The sequence below is a fragment of the Novosphingobium profundi genome (genome assembly GCF_020524485.1).
Taxonomy (GTDB): Bacteria; Pseudomonadota; Alphaproteobacteria; order Sphingomonadales; family Sphingomonadaceae; genus Novosphingobium; species Novosphingobium profundi_A.
This window is the reverse complement of sequence record NZ_JAIVLF010000005.1, coordinates 340,875-364,640: the sequence shown is the minus strand read 5'-3', so window position 1 is coordinate 364,640 and position 23,766 is coordinate 340,875. Positions and strand designations below refer to the sequence as shown.

24 protein-coding genes and 3 tRNA genes are annotated in these 23,766 nt (G+C 64.7%); 21 read left to right on the top strand and 6 right to left on the bottom strand.

Annotation, left to right across the window (positions count from 1 at the left end):
- The first annotated feature begins 170 nt into the window (after window positions 1-170).
- From gor to LC060_RS15520, 14 genes are all read left to right on the top strand, one after another.
- Window positions 171-1,517 carry a glutathione-disulfide reductase gene (gene gor, locus LC060_RS15585; RefSeq protein ID WP_226637105.1) on the top strand — a complete coding sequence of 449 codons (1,347 nt, stop codon included), beginning with the start codon at window positions 171-173 and terminating at the stop codon, window positions 1,515-1,517.
- A gap of 347 nt (window positions 1,518-1,864) precedes the next feature.
- Window positions 1,865-3,391 (top strand): acyl-CoA carboxylase subunit beta, encoded by a 1,527-nt coding sequence (locus LC060_RS15580; protein WP_213502316.1) that lies wholly within the window; start codon window positions 1,865-1,867, stop codon window positions 3,389-3,391.
- Between the two features lie 90 nt (window positions 3,392-3,481).
- Entirely contained in the window at window positions 3,482-4,663 is a 1,182-nt protein-coding gene (locus LC060_RS15575; protein WP_226637104.1) for an acetyl-CoA C-acyltransferase family protein, read from the top strand.
- Window positions 4,663-5,103: a VOC family protein gene (locus LC060_RS15570; RefSeq protein WP_226637103.1), complete on the top strand. Its 441-nt coding sequence runs from the start codon at window positions 4,663-4,665 to the stop codon at window positions 5,101-5,103. Before LC060_RS15575 ends, LC060_RS15570 begins: the two co-directional genes overlap by 1 nt.
- Window positions 5,100-5,549, top strand: coding sequence for a methylmalonyl-CoA epimerase (mce, locus tag LC060_RS15565; protein WP_226637102.1), 450 nt, complete (start codon window positions 5,100-5,102; stop codon window positions 5,547-5,549). The genes LC060_RS15570 and mce overlap by 4 nt, the downstream gene beginning before the upstream one ends.
- Window positions 5,549-6,328 (top strand): enoyl-CoA hydratase-related protein, encoded by a 780-nt coding sequence (locus LC060_RS15560; protein ID WP_226637101.1) that lies wholly within the window; start codon window positions 5,549-5,551, stop codon window positions 6,326-6,328. The genes mce and LC060_RS15560 overlap by 1 nt, the downstream gene beginning before the upstream one ends.
- A gap of 1 nt (window position 6,329) precedes the next feature.
- Window positions 6,330-8,477: a methylmalonyl-CoA mutase gene (scpA, locus tag LC060_RS15555; RefSeq protein WP_226637100.1), complete on the top strand. Its 2,148-nt coding sequence runs from the start codon at window positions 6,330-6,332 to the stop codon at window positions 8,475-8,477.
- Between the two features lie 28 nt (window positions 8,478-8,505).
- Window positions 8,506-9,309, top strand: a complete 804-nt coding sequence (locus LC060_RS15550) for a heme-dependent oxidative N-demethylase subunit alpha family protein (RefSeq protein ID WP_226637099.1) — start codon at window positions 8,506-8,508, stop codon at window positions 9,307-9,309.
- A 20-nt stretch (window positions 9,310-9,329) separates the two neighbouring features.
- Window positions 9,330-10,604, top strand: coding sequence for an O-acetylhomoserine aminocarboxypropyltransferase (locus LC060_RS15545; RefSeq protein ID WP_226637097.1), 1,275 nt, complete (start codon window positions 9,330-9,332; stop codon window positions 10,602-10,604).
- Between the two features lie 2 nt (window positions 10,605-10,606).
- The gene (gene bioB / locus LC060_RS15540) at window positions 10,607-11,659 is read left to right on the top strand and encodes a biotin synthase BioB (RefSeq protein ID WP_226637095.1); all 1,053 of its coding nucleotides are present in this window, start codon (window positions 10,607-10,609) and stop codon (window positions 11,657-11,659) included.
- 3 nt (window positions 11,660-11,662) lie between these two features.
- A complete protein-coding gene (locus tag LC060_RS15535; RefSeq protein ID WP_226637093.1) occupies window positions 11,663-12,292 on the top strand; it encodes a hypothetical protein in 630 nt (209 codons plus the stop codon).
- 5 nt (window positions 12,293-12,297) lie between these two features.
- Window positions 12,298-14,319, top strand: a complete 2,022-nt coding sequence (locus tag LC060_RS15530) for an acetyl/propionyl/methylcrotonyl-CoA carboxylase subunit alpha (protein WP_226637091.1) — start codon at window positions 12,298-12,300, stop codon at window positions 14,317-14,319.
- A gap of 3 nt (window positions 14,320-14,322) precedes the next feature.
- A complete protein-coding gene (locus LC060_RS15525; protein WP_226637089.1) occupies window positions 14,323-14,694 on the top strand; it encodes a tRNA-binding protein in 372 nt (123 codons plus the stop codon).
- Window positions 14,695-14,698: 4 nt separating this feature from the next.
- The gene (locus tag LC060_RS15520) at window positions 14,699-15,481 is read left to right on the top strand and encodes a thioesterase family protein (RefSeq protein WP_226637087.1); all 783 of its coding nucleotides are present in this window, start codon (window positions 14,699-14,701) and stop codon (window positions 15,479-15,481) included.
- A gap of 6 nt (window positions 15,482-15,487) precedes the next feature.
- Here the strand turns inward: LC060_RS15520 and LC060_RS15515 are convergent, their stop codons facing one another.
- The 4 genes from LC060_RS15515 to LC060_RS15500 all read right to left on the bottom strand — a co-directional run bounded on the left by LC060_RS15515 (window position 15,488) and on the right by LC060_RS15500 (window position 19,155).
- A complete protein-coding gene (locus tag LC060_RS15515) occupies window positions 15,488-16,882 on the bottom strand; it encodes a peptide MFS transporter (protein ID WP_226637085.1) in 1,395 nt (464 codons plus the stop codon).
- 97 nt (window positions 16,883-16,979) lie between these two features.
- Window positions 16,980-17,165, bottom strand: coding sequence for a DUF3008 family protein (locus tag LC060_RS15510; RefSeq protein ID WP_226637084.1), 186 nt, complete (start codon window positions 17,163-17,165; stop codon window positions 16,980-16,982).
- Between the two features lie 308 nt (window positions 17,166-17,473).
- The gene (gene aroB, locus LC060_RS15505) at window positions 17,474-18,589 is read right to left on the bottom strand and encodes a 3-dehydroquinate synthase (protein WP_226637082.1); all 1,116 of its coding nucleotides are present in this window, start codon (window positions 18,587-18,589) and stop codon (window positions 17,474-17,476) included.
- The gene (locus LC060_RS15500) at window positions 18,580-19,155 is read right to left on the bottom strand and encodes a shikimate kinase (RefSeq protein ID WP_226637081.1); all 576 of its coding nucleotides are present in this window, start codon (window positions 19,153-19,155) and stop codon (window positions 18,580-18,582) included. The genes aroB and LC060_RS15500 overlap by 10 nt, the downstream gene beginning before the upstream one ends.
- 58 nt (window positions 19,156-19,213) lie before the next feature.
- Between LC060_RS15500 and LC060_RS15495 the strand changes: the two genes are divergently transcribed.
- The 3 genes from LC060_RS15495 to LC060_RS15485 are packed head-to-tail and all read left to right on the top strand — an operon-like array spanning window position 19,214 to window position 22,189.
- Window positions 19,214-19,366: a hypothetical protein gene (locus LC060_RS15495; protein ID WP_159108079.1), complete on the top strand. Its 153-nt coding sequence runs from the start codon at window positions 19,214-19,216 to the stop codon at window positions 19,364-19,366.
- Window positions 19,363-21,279, top strand: a complete 1,917-nt coding sequence (locus LC060_RS15490; protein WP_226637079.1) for a hypothetical protein — start codon at window positions 19,363-19,365, stop codon at window positions 21,277-21,279. The genes LC060_RS15495 and LC060_RS15490 overlap by 4 nt, the downstream gene beginning before the upstream one ends.
- A 22-nt stretch (window positions 21,280-21,301) precedes the next feature.
- A complete protein-coding gene (locus LC060_RS15485; protein WP_226637077.1) occupies window positions 21,302-22,189 on the top strand; it encodes a tyrosine recombinase in 888 nt (295 codons plus the stop codon).
- A 144-nt stretch (window positions 22,190-22,333) separates the two neighbouring features.
- On the opposite strand, the gene LC060_RS15480 is transcribed toward LC060_RS15485, so the two are convergent.
- Entirely contained in the window at window positions 22,334-22,507 is a 174-nt protein-coding gene (locus LC060_RS15480) for a Flp family type IVb pilin (RefSeq protein ID WP_148628005.1), read from the bottom strand.
- 126 nt (window positions 22,508-22,633) lie between these two features.
- Window positions 22,634-22,807 (bottom strand): Flp family type IVb pilin, encoded by a 174-nt coding sequence (locus LC060_RS15475; RefSeq protein ID WP_226637075.1) that lies wholly within the window; start codon window positions 22,805-22,807, stop codon window positions 22,634-22,636.
- 59 nt (window positions 22,808-22,866) lie between these two features.
- Between LC060_RS15475 and LC060_RS15470 the strand changes: the two genes are divergently transcribed.
- The 4 genes from LC060_RS15470 (at window position 22,867) to LC060_RS15455 (ending at window position 23,762) form a co-directional block, all read left to right on the top strand.
- Window positions 22,867-23,394 carry an NUDIX domain-containing protein gene (locus LC060_RS15470; protein WP_226637073.1) on the top strand — a complete coding sequence of 176 codons (528 nt, stop codon included), beginning with the start codon at window positions 22,867-22,869 and terminating at the stop codon, window positions 23,392-23,394.
- Window positions 23,395-23,431: 37 nt separating this feature from the next.
- Window positions 23,432-23,508 (top strand) — tRNA-Arg (locus LC060_RS15465).
- Window positions 23,509-23,558: 50 nt separating this feature from the next.
- Window positions 23,559-23,635: transfer RNA gene (locus tag LC060_RS15460), tRNA-Arg, on the top strand.
- A 50-nt stretch (window positions 23,636-23,685) separates the two neighbouring features.
- Window positions 23,686-23,762: transfer RNA gene (locus LC060_RS15455), tRNA-Arg, on the top strand.
- Window positions 23,763-23,766: the final 4 nt, after the last annotated feature.

Below are 23,766 nucleotides of genomic sequence, written 5' to 3'. Positions count from 1 at the left end.
GAGCCCGAGGGCGATGGCCCTCGGAATCCTTCCTGCTTGCATGCTCTTGATTGTTTGCTAGGCAAACAATCGGGGTGCGCGGTTGTCAAAGGGACCTGTCCCGGCCCATATGCGCACGCAGCGATCCATAGTCTCGAATGCAAGGCCCACGCGCCGGGAGCGACCAGCAGATGTCCGAATACGATTACGACCTTTTCACCATCGGTGCCGGTTCGGGGGGCGTGCGCGCCAGCCGTGTGTCGGCGGCCCATGGTGCGCGCGTGGCGGTGGCCGAGGAGTTTCGCGTGGGTGGTACCTGTGTGATCCGCGGCTGCGTGCCCAAGAAGATGCTCGTCTATGGTGCCCACTTCGCCGAGGATCTTGAGGACGCCAAGCACTTCGGCTGGGAAATCGGTGAAGCCAAATTCGATTGGGTGAAGCTGCGCGACAATGTCCTCAATGACATCGACCGTCTGAATGGCCTCTACAAGCAGACGCTGGAGAACAACGGCGTCGAGGTGTTCCACGAACGCGCGACGATCACCGGCCCGCACGAGATCACGCTCTCGAGCGGCGAGGTGAAGACCGCCAAGGTGATCCTCATCGCCACTGGCGCGCGTCCTTTCGTGCCCGGCTTTGCAGGGCACGAGCACGGCATCACCTCGAACGAGGCGTTCCATCTCGACGCCATTCCCCAGCGCGTCCTGATCGCAGGCGGGGGCTATATTGCCAACGAGTTCGCCGGGATCTTCAACGAGTTCGGCGCGAAGGTCACCATCATGAACCGCTCGGATCAGATCCTGCGCGGCTATGACGAGGCCATGCGCGACCGCCTGCTGCAGATCTCGATGGCCAAGGGCATCGACTTCCGCTTCCAGGCCGAGTTCGAGAAGATCGAGAAGAACGCGGACGGCTCGCTCAAGGTCTTCATGACCAACCATGATCCGATGGACGTCGACTGCGTGCTCTATGCCACGGGCCGCGTCCCCAATGTCGAAGGGCTTGGCCTTGGCGAGGTGGGGGTTGCGACCAACGATCGCGGCGCCATCGCGGTGGACGAGTACAACCGCACCAGCGTTGAGAGCATCTATGCGGTGGGCGATGTCACCGACCGCATCCAACTCACCCCGGTCGCGATCCGCGAGGGCCAGGCCTTTGCCGACACCGTCTTTGCCGGCAAGCCGACCACGGTCGATTACGGCTGCGTCCCTTCGGCGGTGTTCAGCCACCCCCCGATTGCCTCTGTCGGCATGACCGAGAGCGAGGCGACCAAGGCGTTCGGATCGTGCAAGGTCTACACCAGCGATTTCAGGCCGATGAAGAACGCGCTCGCGCATCGTAACGAGCGCGCGCTCTACAAGATGATCTGTGAGCCTGAGACCGGCAAGGTGCTGGGCCTGCACATGATCGGCCCGGATTCGCCCGAGATCATCCAGGTCGCCGCCGTGGCCGTTAAGGCCGGGCTCACCAAGGCGGACTTCGATGCGACCGTCGCGGTGCATCCCACGATGTCGGAGGAACTTGTCCTCCTGAAGTAGAGCGCGTCCGACAGGGGCCACTTCGCCGCAGATGCGAAGCCAGTGGCGAAATGGGGCAGGGGGTAACTCCTGCCCTTTTTCGTGCGCGCACGTGCATGAAACGATACAGTGTTTCGCGCAAAGTGACGCAAGCGCACCGTTTGCGCCTGCCGGACGGGAAGATCGCTTGCCGGATATTGTCCGGCCAGAATACGATTTCTGTTTAACCGGGCGATTAAAACTGTTGACCTGAGCGCCGTGACCTGCCTTAGCACGCGCAGAAAAAGTTTTGCTCGTACCACCATGGACCGTTCCGCAGCGGGGCCATTTCCGCCGTGGTCTGGGACAGCACTGCCAAGGGAAGTCGGATGTCAGCCAATATTGCCGAACTGGAGAAGCGTCGTGCCGGTGCCAAGATGGGCGGAGGCCAGCGCCGCATCGATGCACAGCATGCCAAGGGCAAGCTGACCGCACGCGAACGCCTGGAAGTTCTCCTCGATGAGGACAGCTTCGAGGAGATGGACCTCTATGTCGAGCACGATTGCATCGATTTCGGCATGGAAGAGCAGAAGATCCCGGGCGACGGTGTGGTGACCGGATCGGGCACGATCAACGGCCGTCTTGTCTATGTATTCAGCCAGGACTTCACCGTGTTCGGCGGCTCGCTCTCGGCGCGCCACGCGCAGAAGATCTGCAAGGTGATGGACGCGGCGCTCAAGGTCGGCGCGCCGGTGATCGGCCTCAACGATTCGGGCGGCGCGCGCATCCAGGAAGGCGTCGCTTCGCTGGGCGGCTATGCCGACGTGTTCCAGAAGAACGTGCTGGCCTCGGGCGTGGTGCCGCAGCTTTCCCTGATCATGGGCCCGTGCGCGGGCGGTGCGGTCTATTCGCCCGCGATGACCGACTTCATCTTCATGGTGAAGGACAGCTCCTACATGTTCGTGACCGGCCCGGACGTGGTCAAGACGGTGACGAACGAGGTCGTCACGCAGGAAGAGCTGGGCGGCGCGATCACCCACTCGTCCAAGACCTCGGTCTCGGACCTGGCGCTGGAAAACGACATCGAGGCGCTGCTGGCCGCGCGCGAATTCATCGACTTCCTGCCTGCCTCGAACCGCGACGAAGTGCCCGAGCGTCCCAATGCGGACCCCTGGGACCGTCTCGAGCCGAGCCTCGACACGATCATTCCGCCGTCTGCCAACCAGCCCTATGACATGCACGAAGTCATCCGCAAGACGCTGGACGAGGGCGAGTTCTTCGAGATCCAGCCGCTTCACGCGGGCAACATCCTGTGCGGCTTCGGCCGTGTCGAGGGCAAGACGGTGGGCATCGTCGCCAACCAGCCGATGGTGCTGGCAGGCGTGCTCGACATCAACGCGTCCAAGAAGGCCGCGCGCTTCGTGCGTTTCTGCGATGCCTTCAACATCCCGATCATCACCTTCGTTGACGTGCCGGGCTTCCTTCCGGGCACCGACCAGGAGCACAACGGCATCATCAAGCACGGCGCCAAGCTGCTCTTCGCCTATGGCGAGGCGACCGTGCCCAAGATCACCGTGATCACCCGCAAGGCCTATGGCGGCGCCTATGACGTCATGGCCTCCAAGCACCTGCGCGGCGATCTCAACTACGCCTGGCCGACCGCCGAAATCGCGGTGATGGGTGCCAAGGGCGCGGTGGAGATCATCTTCCGCGGTCTCGACGCCGATGGCATCGCGGCCAAGACCAAGGAATACGAGGACCGCTTCGCCAATCCGTTCGTGGCGGCGAGCCGGGGCTACATCGACGAGGTCATCTACCCGCAGTCGACCCGCAAGCGCATTGCGCTGGGCCTTCGCAAGCTGCGCAACAAGAACCTCGAGAACCCCTGGAAGAAGCACGACAACATTCCGCTGTAAGGCGGGCCATCGTCCGGGCGCAGGCGCGATGCCAGGAAGGCCGCGCCGCCTCCGGGGCGAACCATCATTTGAAGAGGATAGAGGGCACTCATGGAAGAGATCTACATCGTCAGCGGTACACGCACGGCGGTCGGCACCTTTGGCGGCAGCCTGGCCTCGTTCCGTCCGGCGGAGCTCGGCGCCATCGCCATCAAGGAAGCCATCGCCCGTGCCGGGATCGAGGCCGACCTGATCGAGAACGTGGTCGTGGGCACGGTCGTCCCGACCCAGCCCAAGGACGCCTATGTCTCGCGCATGGCGGCGGTGAACGCGGGCGTGCCGATCTCTTCGCAGGCGATGAACGTCAACCGCCTGTGCGGCTCGGGCCTCCAGGCTATCGTTTCGGCGGCGCAGGCGATTGCGCTGGGTGAGCACCAGTTCGCCGTGGGTGCCGGGTGCGAGGTCATGTCAAACTCCACCCACATGACCAGCGCCGTGCGCAAGGGCGTGAAAATGGGCGGCGTCACTTTCGAGGACGGCATGCTCGGCGCGCTGACTGATCCCTTCGACGACATCCACATGGGCGTCACCGCCGAGAACGTCGCGGCGCAGTGCGAGATCACTCGCGAGGACCAGGACGCGCTTGCGGTCGAGAGCCACAAGCGCGCCGCGAACGCGATCGAGAAGGGCTACTTCAAGGACCAGATCGTTCCGGTCGAGATCAAGACCCGCAAGGGCGTGACCGTGTTCGACACCGATGAGCACGTGCGCGCCGACGCCACGCTGGAATCGATGGCCAAGCTCAAGACCGTCTTCAAGAAGGACGGCACGGTGACCGCGGGCAACGCCTCGGGCATCAACGATGGTGCGGCCGCGGTCGTCCTGGCAAGTGGCAAGGCCGTGGCCGAGAAGGGCCTGAAGCCGATGGCCAAGATCCTGGGCTGGGGCCACGCGGGCGTCGAGCCTACGGTCATGGGCCTTGGCCCCGTCAAGGCGGTTCCGGTCGCGCTGGAGCGCGCTGGCCTCACGCTGGACCAGATCGACGTGATCGAAAGCAACGAGGCCTTCGCCGCGCAGGCCTGCGGCGTTGCTAAGGAGCTGGGCTTCGATCCAGCCAAGACCAACCCCAACGGCTCGGGCGTCTCGCTCGGCCATCCGATTGGCGCGACCGGCACGATCCTCACCGTCAAGGCGATGTACGAGCTGAAGCGCACGGGCGGCAAGTACGCGCTCATCACCATGTGTATCGGTGGCGGACAGGGCATTGCCATGGTCATCGAGGCCTGCGCCTGATGCAGCTGGGCCGGCTCAATCACGTGGGCATCGCGGTCCCCGACATGGAGGCTGCGCTCGCGCACTGGACGGGCGTGATGGGCGCAATCCATGTCCACGAGCCCATCGTGATCGAGCGGGCCGGCATCCTCATCCGTTTTGTCGACACGCCTGCGGGCGGGGCGATGAACGGCACGCAGGTCGAGCTGATCCAGCCCCTGCGCGCAGACAGCACGGTGAGCCCGTTCCTGGCCGAGAACCCGGGCGGCGGGCAGCATCACCTGTGCTTCGAGGTGCCCGACATCCACGAGGCCAAGGCCTGGTTCGAGGCCCAGGGCAAGCGTGTCCTGGGCGAGCCGCGCCCGGGCGCCCACGGCCATCCGATCTTCTTCGTCCATGGCGATGACATGGGCGGCATCCTCACCGAAATTCTCGAAACTCCCAAGGAGCCTCAGCCATGAAGCTTGGCCGTCTCAACCACGTCGGCGTCGCGACGCCCGACCTCGATGCCGCCATCGCCTTCTACAAGGACGTGATGGGCGCGGCTGTCGTGACCGAGCCCTTCGTGCTCGAAAGCCAGAAGGTGCGTGTCTGCTTCGTCGAGACGCCGCAGGAGAGCGGGGCGCTGGGCACCACGGGTGGCACGCAGATCGAACTGCTCGAACCCACCGATCCCGATTCCGCGGTTGGCAAGTGGCTGGCGAAGAACCCGCTCGGGGGCCAGCACCACATCTGCTACGAGGTCGAGGATATTGCCGAGGCCAAGGCCTGGTTTGAGGGGCAGGGCAAGCGGGTCCTGGGCGAGCCGCGCATTGGCGCACACGGCACGATGATCTTCTTCGTCCACCCCAAGGACATGGGCGGCCAGCTGACCGAGATCATGGAACGTCCCAGGGGCGCGCACTGATGGCCGAGGTTCTCAAGGTCGAGCGTGAGGGCGATGTCGCCATTCTCACGCTCTCGCGCGAGGAGCGCCTGAACGCGCTGACCCCGCGTCTCATCACCGAACTGCGCCTCGCGCTGGAGACGAGCGTGGCCGAAGGTGCGCGCGCGCTGGTGCTGACGGGCGCGGGCCGGGCCTTTTCGTCGGGCGCGGACCTGCAGGCTGATGGCGAGGACGCGCTGCCCGAGGACCTGGGCGAGATTCTGGGCACCACCTACAACCCGCTGGCGCGCACGCTGGCCGAACTGCCCGTGCCGCTCGTCGTCGCCGTCAATGGCCCGGCGGTGGGCGCAGGCATGGGCTTTGCGCTTGCCGGTGATATCGTCGTTGCCGAGCGCTCGGCCTACTTCCTGCTCGCCTTTGCCAACATTGGCCTTGTCCCCGATGCAGGCGCAACCTGGATGGTGGCCAAGTGCGTGGGCCGCGCGCGCGCAATGGAACTGGCGCTGCTGGGCGAAAAGCTCTCGGCCGAGGATGCGCAAGGCATGGGCCTTATCGCGCGCGTGGTCGAAGACGGAACTTCGCTGGCCGAGGCGAAGGCGTTGGCCGCGAAGCTCGCCAAGGGGCCAACGCGGGCGCTGGGGATGATCCGCAAGCAGGTCATCCACGCGCTTGACCATGATTTTGACCAGAGCCTCCGAATGGAAGCGGCGAACCAGAGCGATGCCGGCTTCTCCGAGGACTTCAAGGAAGCGGTCACCGCCTTCCGCGAGAAGCGCAAACCCGAGTTCAAGGGATTCTGAGATGAGCGACACACCCAAGCTGGACGACTGGAAGGCCCTTGCCGACAAGGAAGTGAAGGGCCGGGACCTCACCTGGAACACGCCTGAAGGTATCGCGGTAAAGCCGCTCTACACCGCCGAGGACGTGACCACCGATCCGGGCCTGCCCGGCTTTGCGCCTTTCACGCGCGGTGTGAAGGCCTCGATGTACGCAGGGCGCCCCTGGACGATCCGCCAGTATGCGGGCTTCTCGACCGCCGAGGAATCGAACGCCTTCTACCGCCGTAACCTTGCGGCAGGGCAGAAGGGGCTCTCGGTCGCCTTCGACCTTGCTACGCACCGTGGCTACGATTCCGATCACCCGCGCGTGACTGGCGACGTCGGCATGGCGGGGGTCGCCATCGACAGCGTCGAGGACATGAAGATCCTCTTCGATGGCATTCCGCTGGACGAGATGTCGGTTTCGATGACGATGAACGGCGCGGTGATCCCGTGCCTTGCCTTCTACATCATCGCCGCCGAGGAACAGGGCGTTTCGCCCGACAAGCTGACCGGTACCATTCAGAACGACATTCTGAAGGAGTTCATGGTCCGCAACACCTACATCTATCCGCCCGAGCCTTCGATGCGGATCATCTCGGACATCTTCGCCTATACGGCGGACAACATGCCCAAGTTCAACTCGATCTCGATTTCCGGCTACCACATGCAGGAAGCGGGCGCGACGCAGGTCCAGGAACTCGCCTTCACCATCGCCGACGGCATGGAATACGTGAAGTACGGCGTGGCCTCGGGCCTCGACATCGACAAGTTTGCGGGCCGCCTTTCGTTCTTCTTCGCGATCGGCATGAACTTCTTCATGGAGATCGCCAAGCTGCGCGCTGCGCGCACCTTGTGGCACCGCGCGATGACGCAGCTCGGCGCCAAGTCCGAGCGCTCCAAGATGCTGCGCACGCACTGCCAGACCTCGGGCGTCAGCTTGCAGGAGCAGGACCCGTACAACAACGTCATGCGCACCACCATCGAGGCGATGGCCGCGATGCTGGGGGGCACCCAGTCGCTCCATACCAACGCGCTGGATGAGGCGATCGCCCTGCCGACCGACTTCTCGGCCCGCATCGCGCGCAACACCCAGATCGTGATCCAGGAAGAGACCGGCATGACCAATGTCGTCGATCCCCTGGGCGGCTCCTACTACATCGAGGCGCTGACCAGCGAACTGGTCGAGAAGGCCTGGGAGATCATTGAGCGCGTCGAGAGCGAAGGCGGCATGGCCAAGGCCGTGGCGGCTGGCTGGCCCAAGGGCATGATCGAGGAAGCCGCGGCCGGGCGTCAGGCCCGCGTCGACCGGGGCGATGACGTGATCGTGGGCGTCAACAAGTACCGCCGCGATCAGGAAGACCCCATCGAGACCCTCGCGGTCGACAACGCCAAGGTCCGCGCCAGCCAGATCGCGCGCATCAACAAGGTCAGGGCGGGCCGCGATGAGGCCAAGTGCCGCGCCGCGCTCAAGGCCCTGACCGAAGGTGCGAAGGGCAAGGGCAACCTTCTGGCACTCGCCGTCGATGCCGCGCGCGAACGCGCAACGCTGGGCGAGATCTCGGCGGCGATGGAAGAGGTCTTCGGCCGCCACGGCACGATGCCGACCCCGGTGAAGGGCATCTATGGCACTGCGTACGAGGGCGACAGCCGCTACCAGCAGGTGCTCGACGGGGTGGAGGCGGTCTCGCGTCGCCTCGGCCGCGCGCCGCGCCTGTTCGTCGCCAAGATGGGCCAGGACGGCCACGACCGCGGCGCCAACGTGATCGCCTCAGCCTTTGGTGACATGGGTTTCGATGTGGTGTCGGGTCCGCTGTTCCAGACCCCGGAAGAGGCCTGCAAGATGGCGCTCGACAACGAGGTCGAGGTGGTCGGCGCTTCCAGCCTTGCGGCTGGGCACAAGACTCTCATCCCCGAGATGATCGAGCACCTGCGTGAAGCCGGGCGCGGCGATATCAAGGTGGTGGCGGGCGGCGTCATTCCGGCGACCGACTACGACTACCTCAAGGAGCGCGGCGTTCAGGGCATCTATGGGCCGGGTTCGAACGTGGTGGAATGTGCGGCCGACGTGCTGCGTCTTCTGGGCCACAACATGCCGCCTGCGGGCGAAGCGCTGGACGCGGCCGAGTAAGCGGCGGGACGGGCGTGGGATAGAGACGATGACACTCGGTTTTTCCGTGGAGGCACTCCTCCCCCAGGCGCGGGTCGAAGGGCCTTTGCGCATGGGGCTGGTGCGCTTGCGCGAGGCCGACTGGCTCGATCCCACGCCCGACCTCACCGCGCGCGCCGCCGCCTTCGATGCGCACCCGCACAGCGTGATTGTGCGGCCCGAGGCGGCCGACGCGATTGCCGAGCTGGGCGAGTTGCTGGGTGTCGAGGGGGACCTTGAGGATTGCGCACGGGCCTGCTGGGAGGACCTGTGCATCATGGTTCAGGATGCCCCCGGCGCGCCGTTCCGTCTTGCCGCGGGGGCGGTCGCCTTTCCAACCGACTGGCGTCTTGAGGAGAAGATGGGCCTCTCCACCGCGGCGATCCATGCGCCCATCGATGGGTATGAAGAGGCGCTTGCCAGCGGCGTCGACAAGTTCATGGAGGGCTTGCAGTCCTTCAACATCTTCGGGCGCACCAACGCCTTCGTAGTGGCGAGCGATGCGCTGCGGTATCTCCCCGACACGGCGCCCGAGGCCCGCTTCGCGCATGTTACGCCCGAGAACGCAGGCAGTACTCTCTTCGTGCGCTGCGAGCGTGAGGCGCTGCGCCGTCTCAAGCGCTCGCGCGCCATCGTCTTCACCATCGGTATCTACCGCGCGCGGCTGGACAGTCTGAGCGATGCGGCTCTGGCGCGCATTGCGCGTTCGGTCGAAGGGTTCGGGGCGGACGAGGGCGCACGCCGCGCCGCGCCGCACTACGCCGATGCACTGCGCGGTTATGCGACGCGCCGCCTTGGCGAAACGGTTCAGTGACGAGAGGACAGGAGAGGGACATGACGCACAAGCTCGAGACCATGACCATCCACGCCGGTACCCAGCCCGATCCGGCGACGAATGCGCGCATCACGCCGATCTATCAGACGGCCAGCTACGTTTTTGACGGCCCCGAGCACGCGGCCGACCTCTTTGCGCTCAACGAATTCGGCAACATCTATACCCGCATCATGAACCCCACCAACGGCGCGCTCGAAGGCAAGATCGCCGCGCTCGAAGGCGGGGTGGCGGCGCTCTCGACCGCCTCGGGCCATGCCGCGCAGTTTCTTGCCTTCCACACGCTGATGGAGCCGGGCTGCAACATCGTGGCGGCCAAGAAGCTCTACGGCGGTTCGCTCAACCAGATCGGGCACAGCTTCAAGAAGATGGCCTGGGATTCGAAGTTCGTGAACGCGGACGATCCCGAGGAAGTCGCCGCCGCCATTGATGACAAGACCCGCGCGGTCTTCATCGAGAGCCTCGCCAATCCCGGCGGCGTGGTTCAGGACATTGCCGCGATTGCCAGGGTCGCCCATGCGGCAGGCGTGCCGCTGATCGTCGACAACACCATGGCGACGCCAGCGCTGTGCCGTCCTATCGAACATGGCGCCGACGTTGTGGTTCACTCGGCCACCAAGTTCCTGGGCGGGCACGGCAATTCGATTGCGGGCCTGATCGTGGACGCGGGCACCTTCGACTGGAACGCAGGGGGCAAGTACCCCTATCTTTCCCAGCCCAACCCCAGCTACCACGGCAAGGTCTTCACCGAGGCGTTTGGCAACCTGGCCTTTGTCCTGGCCTGCCGCGCGCTGGGAATGCGTGACCTTGGCCCCACGCTCGCGCCGCAGAACGCCTTTAACGTATTGACAGGCATGGAAACCCTTGCGCTGCGCATGGAGCGCCACTGCGACAACGCGCTGCATCTGGCCACGTGGCTCCAGGCCCATCCCAAGGTCGCCTGGGTCAGCTATGCGGGTCTGCCCGAGAGCGACTATCACCAGCTTGCGAAGACCTATCTGGGCGGCAAGGGCGGCGCCGTCTTCACCTTCGGGGTCAAAGGCGGCTATGAGGCGGGCGTGAAGCTCGTGTCTTCGGTCCAATTGTTCAGCCACCTGGCCAATATCGGGGACACGCGCTCGCTGATCATCCACCCGGCTTCGACGACGCACAGCCAGCTGCGCGACGACGAACTGGTCGAGGCAGGCGCAGGGCCCGATGTCGTGCGCGTGTCCGTGGGGATCGAGCACATCGACGATATCGTGGCCGACCTCGCGCAGGCCCTGGAGCAGATTTGACTATGACCGACGCCCCCCACACCGCCATCCGCAACGACTGGACGCGCGAGGAGATCGCCGCGCTGTTCGACCTGCCGTTTACCGAGCTGGTCTTTCGCGCCGCCGAGGTCCACCGCGCCAATCACAAGGCGAACGAGGTCCAGCTTTCGACGCTGCTCTCGATCAAGACCGGCGGCTGCCAGGAAGACTGCGGCTACTGCTCGCAGTCGGTCCACGCCAAGAGCGGCGTCAAGGCGACCAAGCTGATGGGCGTGTCGGAAGTTCTCCAGCGCGCCGCGCAGGCCGCCGACCAGGGATCGACCCGCTTCTGCATGGGCGCGGCCTGGCGCAACCCCAAGGACCGCGACATGCCCGCCATCATCGAGATGGTGAAGGGCGTGCGCGCAATGGGCATGGAAACCTGCATGACGCTGGGCATGCTGACGGCCGAACAGGCCGACATGCTCAAGGAAGCCGGTCTCGACTACTACAACCACAACATCGACACCTCGCCCGAACGCTATGACGATGTCATCACCACGCGCACCATGGAGGACCGTCTCGACACGCTCTCCAACGTGCGCATGGCGGGCATGAACGTGTGCTCGGGCGGCATTGTGGGCATGGGTGAGACGCGGGCTGACCGTGTCGGCTTCGTCCACACGCTGGCGACGCTCCCCGATCATCCGCAGTCGGTGCCGGTGAACGCGCTCGTGCCGGTCAAGGGCACGGTGCTGGGCGACATGCTGGCCGACACGCCGATGGCCAAGATCGACGATGTGGAGTTCGTCCGCACCGTCGCGGTCGCGCGCATTACCATGCCCCATTCGATGGTGCGCCTCTCGGCGGGCCGCGAATCCATGTCCGAGATGACGCAGGCCATGTGCTTCATGGCGGGCGCCAACTCGATCTTCACCGGCGACAAGCTGCTCACCGCCCCCAACGCGGGCGATGACAGCGACCTTGCCATGTTCGAACGCCTGGGCCTCAAGCCCATGGCGATCACCGAGACATCCGCCGATGTCGAAGCCAGCCGCATGCCCAAGGGCTGCGCCAAGCTCGAATTCGAGGAGTGAATATTGGCTTGGTCTTGGGTGAAGAAGGATGAGCGATATAAATATCTGGCTCCAGCGATTGAGAAGATGATAGCTGGCGCAGATGAAATATCTGAGGGGATGGCGGCTTGGTATGAGCAGTATTCGCCATTCTTTGACAATGAGACTGCTGGAGTGAGTGTTCTTTTGGCGGGGGCGAGCCGTAAGGGAATGATCCCGTTGGCTGAATACCCGCTGAGCAAGCGAGCTTGGGAGGTTTTAGAGAAAGAACGTCTCGGGAAAGTGCTGTCTAAAACAGATCGGGAAAATCTCATCCAAGGGCGTGCCGATCTTTGGTTTCATGATGGTGAACGCTCATTTTCGTTTGAGTTTAAGAAGACTTCTGAACGCGACAATTGGGGGTTTGGCGAGAAGCGTACAATTAATGATCTAGTGAGGATGATGAATTGGGCTGTGGAAGAAGTCAGCAGACTGGATTCTTATGAGTATAATCATGCGATGGGTGGCTTGATTTCTCCAGTTTTTGATTTGGAGAGAGTCGATCTGTACGAGGAGTTTGCTGGTTACGTTCCTCTTTCTTTAAAGATCGAATCTTCTGGCGGTCCTGTTACGTACTTCTATTTTGCTAATAAGTCGCTGAGTTTGATGAGGTAGTTGGGATGTTCAAGAAGATTCTGATCGCAAACCGTGGCGAGATTGCCTGCCGCGTGATCAAGACCGCGCGGCGCATGGGTATCGAGACCGTGGCCGTGTACTCCGATGCCGACGCACAAGCGCCCTTCGTCAAGATGGCGGATGAGGCGATCCACATCGGGCCCTCGCCCGCGGCGGAAAGCTACCTGATCGCGGACAAGATCATTGCCGCGTGCAAGCAGACAGGCGCCGAGGCCGTACACCCGGGCTATGGCTTCCTCTCCGAGCGAACCTCGTTCGCCGAGGCGCTGGCCAAGGAAAACATCGCCTTCATCGGCCCGCCCCCGGGCGCGATCGCGGCGATGGGCGACAAGATCGAATCCAAGAAGCTGGCGCGCGAGGCCGGTGTGAACGTGGTCCCGGGCTTTGTCGGCGTGATCGAGGACACCGAGCACGCGGTGAAGATCTCCAACGAGATCGGCTACCCGGTGATGATGAAGGCGTCGGCTGGCGGCGGCGGCAAGGGCATGCGCCTCGCCTGGTCGGAAACCGACGTGCGCGAAGGCTTCGAGGCAACCCGCCGCGAGGGTCTCAACTCCTTTGGCGATGACCGTGTCTTCATTGAAAAGTTCATCGAGAACCCGCGCCACATCGAGATCCAGATCCTGGGCGACAAGCACGGCAACATCCTCTACCTGAACGAGCGCGAATGCTCGATCCAGCGCCGCCACCAGAAGGTGGTCGAAGAAGCGCCGTCGCCCTTCGTCACCGACAAGATGCGCAAGGCCATGGGCGAGCAGTGCGTCGCCCTGGCGCGCGCGGTGGACTACCACTCGGCGGGCACGGTCGAACTCATCGTCTCGGGTGCGGACCCGACGGGCGAATCGTTCTACTTCCTGGAAATGAACACCCGTCTCCAGGTCGAGCACCCGGTGACCGAGGCGATCACCGGGGTCGACCTTGTCGAGCAGATGATCCGCGTCGCCTATGGCGAGAAGCTGGCGATGACGCAGGACGACGTGAAGATCGAGGGCTGGGCCATCGAGAACCGCGTCTACGCCGAGGACCCCTACCGCGGCTTCCTGCCCTCGACCGGGCGCCTTGTGCGCTACAATCCGCCGGTCGACGGCTGGAGCGATGATGGCACGGCCAATGGCCGCCGGGGCATCGACGGCATCCGCGTCGACGATGGTGTCTACGAAGGTGGCCAGGTCTCGATGTTCTACGACCCGATGATCGCCAAGCTGATCACCTGGGGCGAGACCCGCGACGAGGCGGCCGACAAGCAGATCGCCGCGCTCGACGCCTTTGAGATCGAGGGGCTGGGCCACAACATCGATTTCGTGAACGCGATCATGCAGCACGAGCGGTTCCGTTCGGGCGAACTGACCACCGGCTTCATTGCCGAGGAATACCCCGAAGGCTTCCACGGGGCACCCGCTTCGGACGAACTCAAGATCAAGCTGGCGGCCGTCGCCGGTTTCATCGCCGCCGCCCGTGCCGACCGTGCGCGCCGCGTCGATGGCCAGCTGGCGACCCCGCTCGATCCGCCGGGTGAATGGACCGTGACGCTCGGGAAGGAGCCCTACACCGTGGTCGTCGAGGAGGACACGATCCTCGTCAACGATGTCGAGGTGGACCTTGCGCTCGAATATACGCCGGGCGATCGCTTCATCGATGCCGACATCGATGGCGAGCCGATCACGATCAAGCTCGAGACCACGCGCATGGGCTTCAAGATGACCACGCGCGGGGCGATCCACACGCTCGACTGCTTGCCGACCCGCGTGTCGCAGCATTCCAGGCACATGATCGAGAAGATTCCGCCCGATCTTTCCAAGTACCTCATCTGCCCGATGCCGGGCCTCCTCGTCTCGCTCAACGTGGGCGAGGGCGACAAGGTCGAGACCGGCCAGCCGCTGGCCGTGATCGAGGCGATGAAGATGGAGAACATCCTGCGCGCCGAAAAGTCGGGCACGGTCAAGGCGGTCAACGCCAAGGCGGGCGACAGCCTGGCAGTCGACGCGATCATCCTGGAACTGGAGTAACCCTTGCACCTCGACCACGACGCAGATGCGGCGCCTGCCGAAACCATTGCCTTTGACGATTTCCTGAAGGTCGACATTCGCGTGGGGACCGTGGTCGAGGCCACGGTCTACGAGGGGGCGCGCAAGCCCAGCTACAAACTCCTGATCGACTTCGGGCCCGGCATCGGGACGCGCAAGTCGATCGGGCAGGTGGCTGCGCTCTATGAATGCGAGGACCTGGTCGGCAAGCAGATCGCCGCGGTGGTGAACTTTCCGCCGCGCCAGATCGGCAAGGCCATGTCCGAGTGCCTGACGCTGGGGTTCGGGGACGAAGAGGGGCGCATCACGCTCTTCTCGCCCGACACGCCGGTTCCCAACGGCGCGCGGCTGGCCTGAGGCGATGCCTGCGCTTGTCGAAATGCTCTCCGGCGCCGAGGTGCTGGAGGACGGCTTTGCCCTTGCGATCACGCCCGACTGGCAGCAGGGGCGCACCGCTTATGGCGGGTTGACCTCGGCGCTGGCGGTGGAAGCCGCGCGCCGGGTTCTGCCCGAGCCCTTGCCGCTGCGTTCGGCGCAGTTCTCGATGATTTCCCCGCTGGTGGGCCGCATCGAGGCGCGCGCGAAGATCGTGCGGGCGGGCCGCAACGCGGTCTGGGTGACTGCCGAGCTGGTGGGGGAGAAGGGAACCGGGTTCCTGGCGAACTGCGTCTTCATGCACCCGCGTGAAAGCGTGCTGGCGCTGGGCGGCTATGCGCTGCCCGATGGCCTGGTGCCCTTGGAGGACGCTCCGGTCTTCGAGACCAAGGTGCTTCCGGCCTTCATGCAGATGCACTTCGACGTGCGCGTGGCGGTTCCGGCGGATCGCCTTCAGGAAGCGGACTTGTGCTGGTGGGTCCGCGTGCGCGAGCGCGAGGGGCTCGATGCCGATGTCGAGGCGGTGCTGCTGGGCGATGCCCTGCCGCCTGCCGTTCTCCCGCATCTGCCGCCGCGCACGCCCGTCAGTTCGATGCAGTGGCACGTCAACATGCTGAATACTGCGGCGCGGCCGCGCGATGGCTGGTGGCTGATCCGCTCGACCAGCCGTCAGTCGGGGCACGGTCTGGCGAGCGAGGACATCCTGCAGTGGGGCGAGGGCGGCACGCCGGCCGTGGCCGGCATGCAGTCCGTCGCGGTCTTCGCCTGATTGCGATCAGGCGGGGGCCTGATCGGCGAGAGTCTTGCCCAGGAATACCTTGAGCAGTGCGAAGGCGACGAGGCCGAAGGCCGCGCTCGCCACGTGCAATAACCAGAACTGCGTCGTGTCCATCGAGGAATACCACCCGCCCACGATGCCGATGGTCTTGTTCGCGGCGAAGAAGGCCAGATAGTAGATGCCCACGACCGTCGCGTTCAGCGCGCGCGGGGCGATCTTGGTGAAGAGCGCCAGGCTGACCGGCATGAGGTGGGCAAAGCCGATCGAGTTGAAGAGGTGGAACAGGACCGGCCAGAACAGGCCGATCTTCACGTCTGCCGCCGTGGTGGCCGAGGCGACGACAAGGCACAGGCCGCCCACGATCACGAAGACCGAGCCGATCACCATCTTGCCCAGCTCATCGGGCTCGGTGCCGGTGCGCTGCGCGCGCCACTTCCAGAACCAGGCGACCGCAACCAGCATCGAGAAGGCAAGCGCGGCATCGATCGTGATCATCCACGAGGTCGGCACCTTGTGGCCGAAGAAGGTGAGGGCAAAGCGTTCATCGGCCCAGACGAGGTAGGCGTTGAAGATTTCCTGGTTGGTCAGCATCGCGATGGCGAGCACGGGTACCAGGACGGCGAGCGTCGCGAGGCGCGGCACGTCGGCGCGGGTGAGCTTCGCGCCGTCCTTGGCGGCTTTGGTCCCCATGGCACTCTCGCCGGGCAGCCAGGGTCGGGCTTTCAGGTAAATGAGAAGGCCGATCACCATGACCACGCCCGCGGTGCCGAAGCCGTAGTGCCAGCCCAGTTCCTCGCCCGCGGTGCCCGCGACAAGCGGGGCGGCGATGACCGAGACGTTGATCGCGATGTAGAAGATCTGGAAGGCCATCGCGCGGCGCAGGTCCCCGGGGCCGTAGAGTTCGCCAACTTGGCTGGCGATATTGCCCTTGAAGAGGCCCACGCCAACGACCAACGCGATAAGCGCAAAGAGGAACAGGCCCTCGAACGCCATGAGGAAGTGGCCCACCGACATGATGACGGCGCCTGCGACGAGCGCGGCGCGGCGGCCAAGCCAGCGGTCAGCGAGGATGCCGCCCAGCACCGGGGTCAGGTAGACAAGCGAAGTGTAGTCGCCAAAGATCGCCGAGGCGAGGGGCTGCCCCTCCAGCCCGGTGTAATGCACCGAACGCAGCCAGGAGAGGCCCACCACATTGCCCACGTTCTCGGGCAGCAGCAGGTACTTGACCATGTAGAGCACGAGAAGCGTCTGCATGGAGTAGTAGGAGAAGCGCTCACACCCCTCGACGAAGGACAGATAACCCAGGCCCTTGGGGTGGCCGAGGAAGGCGCGGTCGTCGCGTGAGGGTATGTCGTCGTGTTCGAAATCGGGTGTCGCTTCGGGGGCTGTCATGCAGGGGATGCTCGCGTAACTTTCTTATGATTGCGGGCACCATTACCATATGTTTGCGCAATGTCATGGGGGAGCTTCCCGGCGCTTTTGCGCGGGCTCAGCCGTCCTTGCGTTCGGGCTTTCCGCTCTGCTTGGTCGAGGCCATGTCCTCGAGTTCGGCCTCGCTCATGGTCTCGACCATTTCGTGCGAGGCGCCTTGCAGTTCGGACTTGGGCGTCTCGCCGCGCTTGGCCGAAAGGGCCGCGCCTGCGGCTTTCTGCTGGGCCTTGGATTGGGCTTTCATGGAGTATCTCCTTTCGCAAAGGAGAATGCGCCGGGGCATGTAGCCGTTCCCGAGGCCGGGCATCGCTCCCGGCGCGGACGGCGGCAGGCCGTGGGGACCTGCCGCCTGTGCATGCCGCTGTCAGGGGGATTCGCGAAGTGGCATGCGCGCCGCTCCCCGATCGGGCCTCGGGGACGACCTATGCGTATACATACTCCCATTTCCTGACGGCTTTGCGAACAGAGCGCGCGCACGGTCGCACGCCGCACACATGTCGTCGCCTTTTGGATGGTGGCGATAGTTTGAAGGAACTTGGCGCCCCCTGAAAACTACTTGGTCAGGCGGGCCAGTTCACTGTCGAGGAAGGGGGCGACATCGGAAAGATCGACCTTCTTGTCGAGATAGGTCTTACCGATTCCCTGCATCAGCAGGAAGGGCAGGGTGCCCGCGTCCATCTTCTTGTCGTGGAGCATGTGGCGCACCAGCGCGGCGCCGTCGCAAGTAAGGCCAAGCTCGGCGATCTCGGCGCGCAGGCCGACCTCGGCGATGTGGCGGGCAACGCGCTCGGCACTGGCGGCGCTCATGTGGCCCAGACGCGCCGAATAACGCGCGGCGAGCACCATGCCGAGCGCCACGCCCTCACCGTGAAGAAGGTCGCTCGAAAAGCCGGTTTCGGCTTCCAGGGCGTGGCCGAAGGTATGGCCAAGGTTGAGCAGTGCGCGCTTGCCGGTCGTCTCGAACTCGTCCTCGGCCACGATCCGCGCCTTGGCGGCGACCGAGTGGGCGACTGCGTATTCGCGAAGCGCGCCGTCGCCCGCCAGCATGGCCGCACCGTTTGCCTCGCACCAGGCGAAGAAATCGGCATCGTCGATCAGGCCGTACTTCACGACTTCGGCGTAGCCTGCGAGGCGCTCGCGTTCGGGCAGGGTGTCGAGCGCGGCAAGATCGGCAAGCACCAGCGAGGGCTGGTGGAAGGCACCGACGAGGTTCTTGCCAGCAGGCGTGTTGATCGCGGTCTTGCCGCCCACGCTCGAATCGACCTGGGCGAGGAGCGTCGTGGGGATCTGGATGAACTTGCAGCCGCGCTTCAAGATCGCCGCGCAGAAGCCGGTCAGATCGCCGATCACGCCGCCGCCCAGCGCGATCACATGGTCGCCGCGCTCGACTTCAAGCGACAGAAGCCAGTTCACCGTGGCGGCCAGTTCGTCCCAGGACTTGGTCTGTTCGCCGGCGGGCAGGATGCGCCAGTGAACCTCGTGGCCGTGCGCGCGCAGCGAGGCCTCGACGACGTTCCCCCAGGCCGCGTGCACGTTCGCATCGGTGATGACAGGAACGGCGCGTTTGCGCAGAAAACCGCGGCACTCGGCACCGATCTCGGCAAGGAGGCCCTGGCCCACGCGGACCTCGTAGGGGCGCTGGGCGATGTCGACACGGATCACAGCCATTGGGTAAGTTCCTGCAAGACCTTGTTGATTGTCTGGACGTGGGGCCCTTGTCCGCTGACGATGTGGATCGGGGCCTGCGCATAGAAGGGCTGGCGGGTCTCACGCAGTCGCGTCAGGATCTCGCGCGGATCGCCGTTCTGGAGAAGGGGGCGGTTGTCCTTGCGCGCGGTGCGCTCGACCAGGGTATCGACGTCGCTGTCGAGCCAGATCGTGACTGCCTTTTCCAGGATGAGTGCGCGGGTTTGTGCGTTGACGAAGGCGCCACCGCCCGTCGCGATCACGATGCAGCCTTCGTTCTCGGCCATGAGGCGGGCGATCACGCGGCGTTCGCCATCACGGAAATAGTCCTCGCCATAGGTCTCGAAGATTTCGGGAATGGGCATCTGCGCCGAGCGTTCGATCTCGTCATCGGCGTCAACGAAAGGGCAGTCGAGGATCGAGGCGAGGCGCTTGCCCACGCTCGACTTGCCGACGCCCATCATACCGACGAGCACGATGGGGCGATCGATCTGGCGGGCAAGCGCGGATATCTCCTGCGCCGAGTAGCGGGTCTGTTGAACGTCCATTGCCCCACCGCCTATAGTTGCGCTAGGTCGCAGCGCAAGCATCGGTGAAGGAAGGCGAGTGACGATTAGAATGCGTGGGCGTTTGGCTCTGGCTATGGGGCTTGTCGTTCTGGCCGCAGGTGCGGTTCTGGCCGTTGCCTGGATCGATGCCGGCGAGATGCCGATCGAGGACCAGGTCGTGCCGGTCGCCGTGCCGGAGCTGCAGCCGTGAGGGCGGTCTATCTCCTTGCGGGCGCCGCGCTCAGCCTGACGTCGGCCTGGGCGGTCGCGCAGGATTCGCCCGAGTCGCTCCTTCCCAAGATGTTCCAGGATCCCAAGCCGGCCGCAACGCCGAGCCCGGCGCCGACGCCCGCGCCGCGCACGAGTGCGCGTCCGGCAAACCGGCCCGCGCCAAGTGCCGCGCCAAGCCCTGCGGCTGCCGCGACGCGGCCCGGTTCGGCGCAGCCTGGCCAGGGGGCGGTCGTACAGCCGTTGCCGCAGCAGGTCGCGGCCGAAGATGATGCGCGCCGGAATGATGACGGGCTCACCCTCAAGCGCCTTCCCACACTGGAAGAATTGGCCAAGATGTCCCCGGAAGATTTCGAGGGGCTGATCGGGCGCAAGGTCGAGTTCGACATGCCCCCGCAGGCGCGCCGCGCGATGACCCATGTCGGCCTGTTCGATGCCGATGAAGGCGGTCTGGCGGCGGATTCGCTTCAGGACGGTGACCCGGGGCTGCTGCGCCTGGCGCTTTCGGGGAATCGCGGCGCGCTGGTTTCGCGCTGGGGGCACATCGCGCTGCGCCGCGCGCTGCTCTCGCGCCTCGATGCGCCCGAGGGCATGAGCGCGCAGGATTTCCTCGCGCTGCGCGTGGCCCTGCTGGTGCGCATGGGCGAATATGATGCGGCCCGCGCGCTCCTGCAGGACATTGATATCGCGAACTACACGCCCGAGATCGGCGCGCAGGTGCTCGACGTCTATCTCGGTACGGCGGACATGACGGGTCTGTGCCCGATCATGGCGACGCAAGGCTCGATGCGAAGCGATGCCGAATGGAATGTCGCAGGCGCCATCTGCGATGCGTTTCGGGGCAACAGCAACGCCGCGCTGTCGCGCCTCGACCGGGACATGACCCGCAAGGAAATGCCGCGCATCGATCTCCTGCTGGCACAGCGCTATGCGGGCGCGGCGGGCAAGGCGCGCCGTGCGGTCACGATCGAGTGGGACAATGTCGCGGACCTCACCCCCTGGCGTTATGCGCTGGCGCGCGGGGTCGGCATTGCGCCGCCCGAATCGCTCATGGCCCCCACCGAGGGACGTTATGATGCGGCCACGGCGCTGGCGCCGATGGTGGGCCTGGAGCGCCGTGCGAAGGCCTCGGTGCGGGCAGGGGCCTCGGGCATCCTCTCGAACGCGGCGCTGGTCGATCTCTACGCGCAGCTTTATGCCGATCCCGATACTGGCAGTGCCTGGCAGACGCGCGCGGAAAGCCTGCGCGATGCCTACGCGCTTCCCTCGTCGGCGGCGCGCATCGCGGCGATGCGCACGCTGTGGAGCGAGCTGGAGGACGATGGCAGCGCCTATTGCGGGCGGGTTCTGACCGCCGCTGCCGCCGCGCGGATCGCACCGAGCGAGGATGTCGCTGCCGAAGCTCCGGCCCTGCTGGGCTCGATGCTGGCGGCCGGCTTCGATGCCAATGCGGCGCGCTGGGCGCCGGTTGTCGAAGGTGGCAGCGAGGGCTGGGCACTGATCGTACTCTCGGCGCCCGGTGCCAACCAGAGCGCATCGTCGGGAAGCCTCGACAGCTTCATCGACGAGGACGCGAGCGCGGGCAAGCGCAAGGCCGGGTTCCTCGTGGCCGGACTGGCCGGGCTGAACCGCATCGATCGCAGCCGTGCGATGGGCTATTCGAACGATCTGTCCTTGGCGCTCGATGGCGAGACGCGCTGGACGCGGGCCATCGATGCGGCGGCGGCACGCGGCGATGCCGCAAGCGTGGTGATCCTGGCAGGCTTTGGCATGCAGGGCGCCAACTGGAGGCAGATGACCCCGCGTTATCTTTACCACATCGTGGCAGCCATGCGCGAAGTTGGTCTCGAGGCCGAGGCGCGCATGATCGCGGCCGAGGCGGTCGCGCGCACCTGATCGCGACCGGCATGGAGGCGTGATGGCATTGCGGGAGGATCCGCTCGAGGCGTTCCTCACCATGATGGCCGCCGAGCGCGGTGCGGCCGCCAACACCCTTGCTGCCTATCGCAGGGACCTGGAAGGCGCACAGTCGGCGCTGGGGGACCTGGCTGGGGCGGACGCAGAGAGGCTGGCCTCGCTTGCCGATCATTGGGCCTCGCTCTCGGCCTCCAGCCTTGCGCGCAAGTGTTCGACCCTGCGCCAGTTCTACGGGTTCCTCGTCGATGAGGGGCTGCGCGAAGACGATCCTTCGCCCGCCTTGCCGCGCCCACGCACGCGGCGTCCCTTGCCCCGGCTGCTCTCGCGTGAGGACGTGACGCGCTTTCTCGCGCAGGCGGAGGACGAGGCGCGAGATGGCGAGAGCGGACCCGTTCGCCTGCTGGCGCTGTTGGAACTTCTTTACGGATCGGGGCTCCGCGCAAGCGAACTCGTATCCCTGCCACTGGCTGGCGTACCGCGCGACACGCCGTTTCTGCATGTGCAGGGTAAAGGTGGGCAACAGCGCATGGTGCCTGTCAGCACGCGTGCGCGCGGGGCTCTCTCGCGCTGGCTCGCGGTGCGCGGGGAGGCGGTGGGCTCGCGCTTCCTGTTCCCTTCGCGCGGAAGTTCCGGGCATCTGACCCGGATTCGCCTTTTCCAGCTGCTACGCGATCTTGCCGTTCGGGCCGATCTCGACCCGGCGAGGGTTTCGCCCCATGTCCTGCGCCATGCCTTTGCGACGCATTTGCTGGAGGGCGGGGCGGATCTTCGTGTGCTGCAGACGCTGCTGGGCCATGCCGATATCGCCACTACCCAGATCTACACCCATGTCGACAGCGCGCGGCTCGTCGCGCTCGTCAATGCGCGGCACCCCTTGGCCGGGCGTTGAGGCTGACGGGGCGGGCGTCGTCGTATTGTAAAGATTTCCGACGGCGTGCTGGGGGTACACGAAAACGGGCGGCAGGATGCCCTGCCGCCCGCTTCTGTGACCCGCCATCGCCGGGACGGCGAATGGCTCGGTAGACCTGCGAAATTAGGTGTTCGCGTTCGACAGCGTGGTCGAGGTCTTGTTGAAGGTGTTGCTCAGGTTGGTGCCGAGGCTGGTCATCGCGGTGATCGCGGCAACGGCGATGAGGGCGGCGATCAGGCCGTATTCGATCGCGGTGGCACCTTCTTCGTTGCGACGCAGCTTGGTGAGAAACTTCATGAAATGTCTCCTGATGAAAAGCAGTCTAATGTACCCGGTCCGGCCCACCTTCATTTTGTCTCAGGCTTGCCGAACGTCTTGATTGGTAGGTTGGAATAGTTGAAAAATGTTTAAGTCTGCAGAGGGCTAGCCCGATGATGAAATGGCCTCGGAGGTCTTGTCGTTGACGTTGCCCCACATCGCGATGGTCTCGTCGGCGACGCTCTGCATGGCCACTACGATGACGAGGGTGATGAGGCCCATGATCAACCCGTATTCGATTGCACTCGCGCCCTGGGCGTCGCGAAGCAGGGTTTGCATTCTGGTCAGGGGGAGCATCGCGGCCTCGGCCCTCGTCGTGGTTGGATTGACGTTGAAACTTGCGGATCGAGCTTAAGGATTCATTAAATGAAGGCGGCAAAGTGGAAAAAAATCTGACACCGCTCGTGGTGGTCGCGGTGGCGCTGGTCGATGCGCAAGGGCAGGTCCTCATGCAGCAACGGCCTGAGGGAACGATGCACGCGGGGCTCTGGGAATTTCCGGGCGGCAAGGTCGATCCCGGTGAAAGCGCCGAGCAAGCCGCTGTGCGCGAGATGGAAGAGGAACTGGCCGTGGGGCTGGATCGGGAATCGCTTGTGCCTGTGGGGTTCGCCAGCGGCCTTTTGGGCGAAGGGAGTGCGGGAGCGGTTGCAGGCGGGGCATCCGGGCGCAGGGCGCTCATCCTTCTCCTCTATGCCGCGCGCGCGTGGGAGGGGGCTCCGGTCTCGCAGGAGGGCGGCCAGGCGCAATGGTATGCGGCTCAAAGCCTTGGAAAATTGGCCATGCCGCCGCTCGACTACCCGCTGGCAGATGCACTTAAGATTTGGCTGAAACACGATTTTTCAGAAAAATATGCAGATAGGCATTGACCGATTTCGATTCCTTTTCTAGAGGCGCCTCTCCAACGCGCCCGTAGCTCAGCTGGATAGAGCATCAGACTACGAATCTGAGGGTCGGACGTTCGAATCGTTCCGGGCGCACCATTTTCTCCGAATGGTCTGTTGGAGTTTCAGGAGAAACACAAAGTGCATGCGCGCCCGTAGCTCAGCTGGATAGAGCATCAGACTACGAATCTGAGGGTCGGACGTTCGAATCGTTCCGGGCGCACCACTTGTTCCAAATGGGCTGCTGCAGCATCAGAAGGAACACAAAGTGCATGTGCGCCCGTAGCTCAGCTGGATAGAGCATCAGACTACGAATCTGAGGGTCGGACGTTCGAATCGTTCCGGGCGCACCATTCA

Bases quoted from the DNA above. Each gene is read 5' to 3' on its own strand.
- LC060_RS15500 (WP_226637081.1), bottom strand. From the start codon at position 19,155: ATGGACGTTCAACAGACCCGCTACTCGGCGCAGGAGATATCCGCGCTT.
- LC060_RS15515 (WP_226637085.1), bottom strand. From the start codon at position 16,882: ATGACAGCCCCCGAAGCGACACCCGATTTCGAACACGACGACATACCC.
- LC060_RS15520 (WP_226637087.1), top strand. From the start codon at position 14,699: ATGCCTGCGCTTGTCGAAATGCTCTCCGGCGCCGAGGTGCTGGAGGAC.
- LC060_RS15575 (WP_226637104.1), top strand. From the start codon at position 3,482: ATGGAAGAGATCTACATCGTCAGCGGTACACGCACGGCGGTCGGCACC.
- gor (WP_226637105.1), top strand. From the start codon at position 171: ATGTCCGAATACGATTACGACCTTTTCACCATCGGTGCCGGTTCGGGG.
- LC060_RS15580 (WP_213502316.1), top strand. From the start codon at position 1,865: ATGTCAGCCAATATTGCCGAACTGGAGAAGCGTCGTGCCGGTGCCAAG.
- LC060_RS15480 (WP_148628005.1), bottom strand. From the start codon at position 22,507: ATGAAGTTTCTCACCAAGCTGCGTCGCAACGAAGAAGGTGCCACCGCG.
- LC060_RS15560 (WP_226637101.1), top strand. From the start codon at position 5,549: ATGGCCGAGGTTCTCAAGGTCGAGCGTGAGGGCGATGTCGCCATTCTC.
- aroB (WP_226637082.1), bottom strand. From the start codon at position 18,589: ATGGCTGTGATCCGTGTCGACATCGCCCAGCGCCCCTACGAGGTCCGC.
- LC060_RS15510 (WP_226637084.1), bottom strand. From the start codon at position 17,165: ATGAAAGCCCAATCCAAGGCCCAGCAGAAAGCCGCAGGCGCGGCCCTT.
- LC060_RS15485 (WP_226637077.1), top strand. From the start codon at position 21,302: ATGGCATTGCGGGAGGATCCGCTCGAGGCGTTCCTCACCATGATGGCC.
- LC060_RS15570 (WP_226637103.1), top strand. From the start codon at position 4,663: ATGCAGCTGGGCCGGCTCAATCACGTGGGCATCGCGGTCCCCGACATG.
- bioB (WP_226637095.1), top strand. From the start codon at position 10,607: ATGACCGACGCCCCCCACACCGCCATCCGCAACGACTGGACGCGCGAG.
- mce (WP_226637102.1), top strand. From the start codon at position 5,100: ATGAAGCTTGGCCGTCTCAACCACGTCGGCGTCGCGACGCCCGACCTC.
- LC060_RS15545 (WP_226637097.1), top strand. From the start codon at position 9,330: ATGACGCACAAGCTCGAGACCATGACCATCCACGCCGGTACCCAGCCC.
- scpA (WP_226637100.1), top strand. From the start codon at position 6,330: ATGAGCGACACACCCAAGCTGGACGACTGGAAGGCCCTTGCCGACAAG.
- LC060_RS15475 (WP_226637075.1), bottom strand. From the start codon at position 22,807: ATGCAAACCCTGCTTCGCGACGCCCAGGGCGCGAGTGCAATCGAATAC.
- LC060_RS15530 (WP_226637091.1), top strand. From the start codon at position 12,298: ATGTTCAAGAAGATTCTGATCGCAAACCGTGGCGAGATTGCCTGCCGC.
- LC060_RS15550 (WP_226637099.1), top strand. From the start codon at position 8,506: ATGACACTCGGTTTTTCCGTGGAGGCACTCCTCCCCCAGGCGCGGGTC.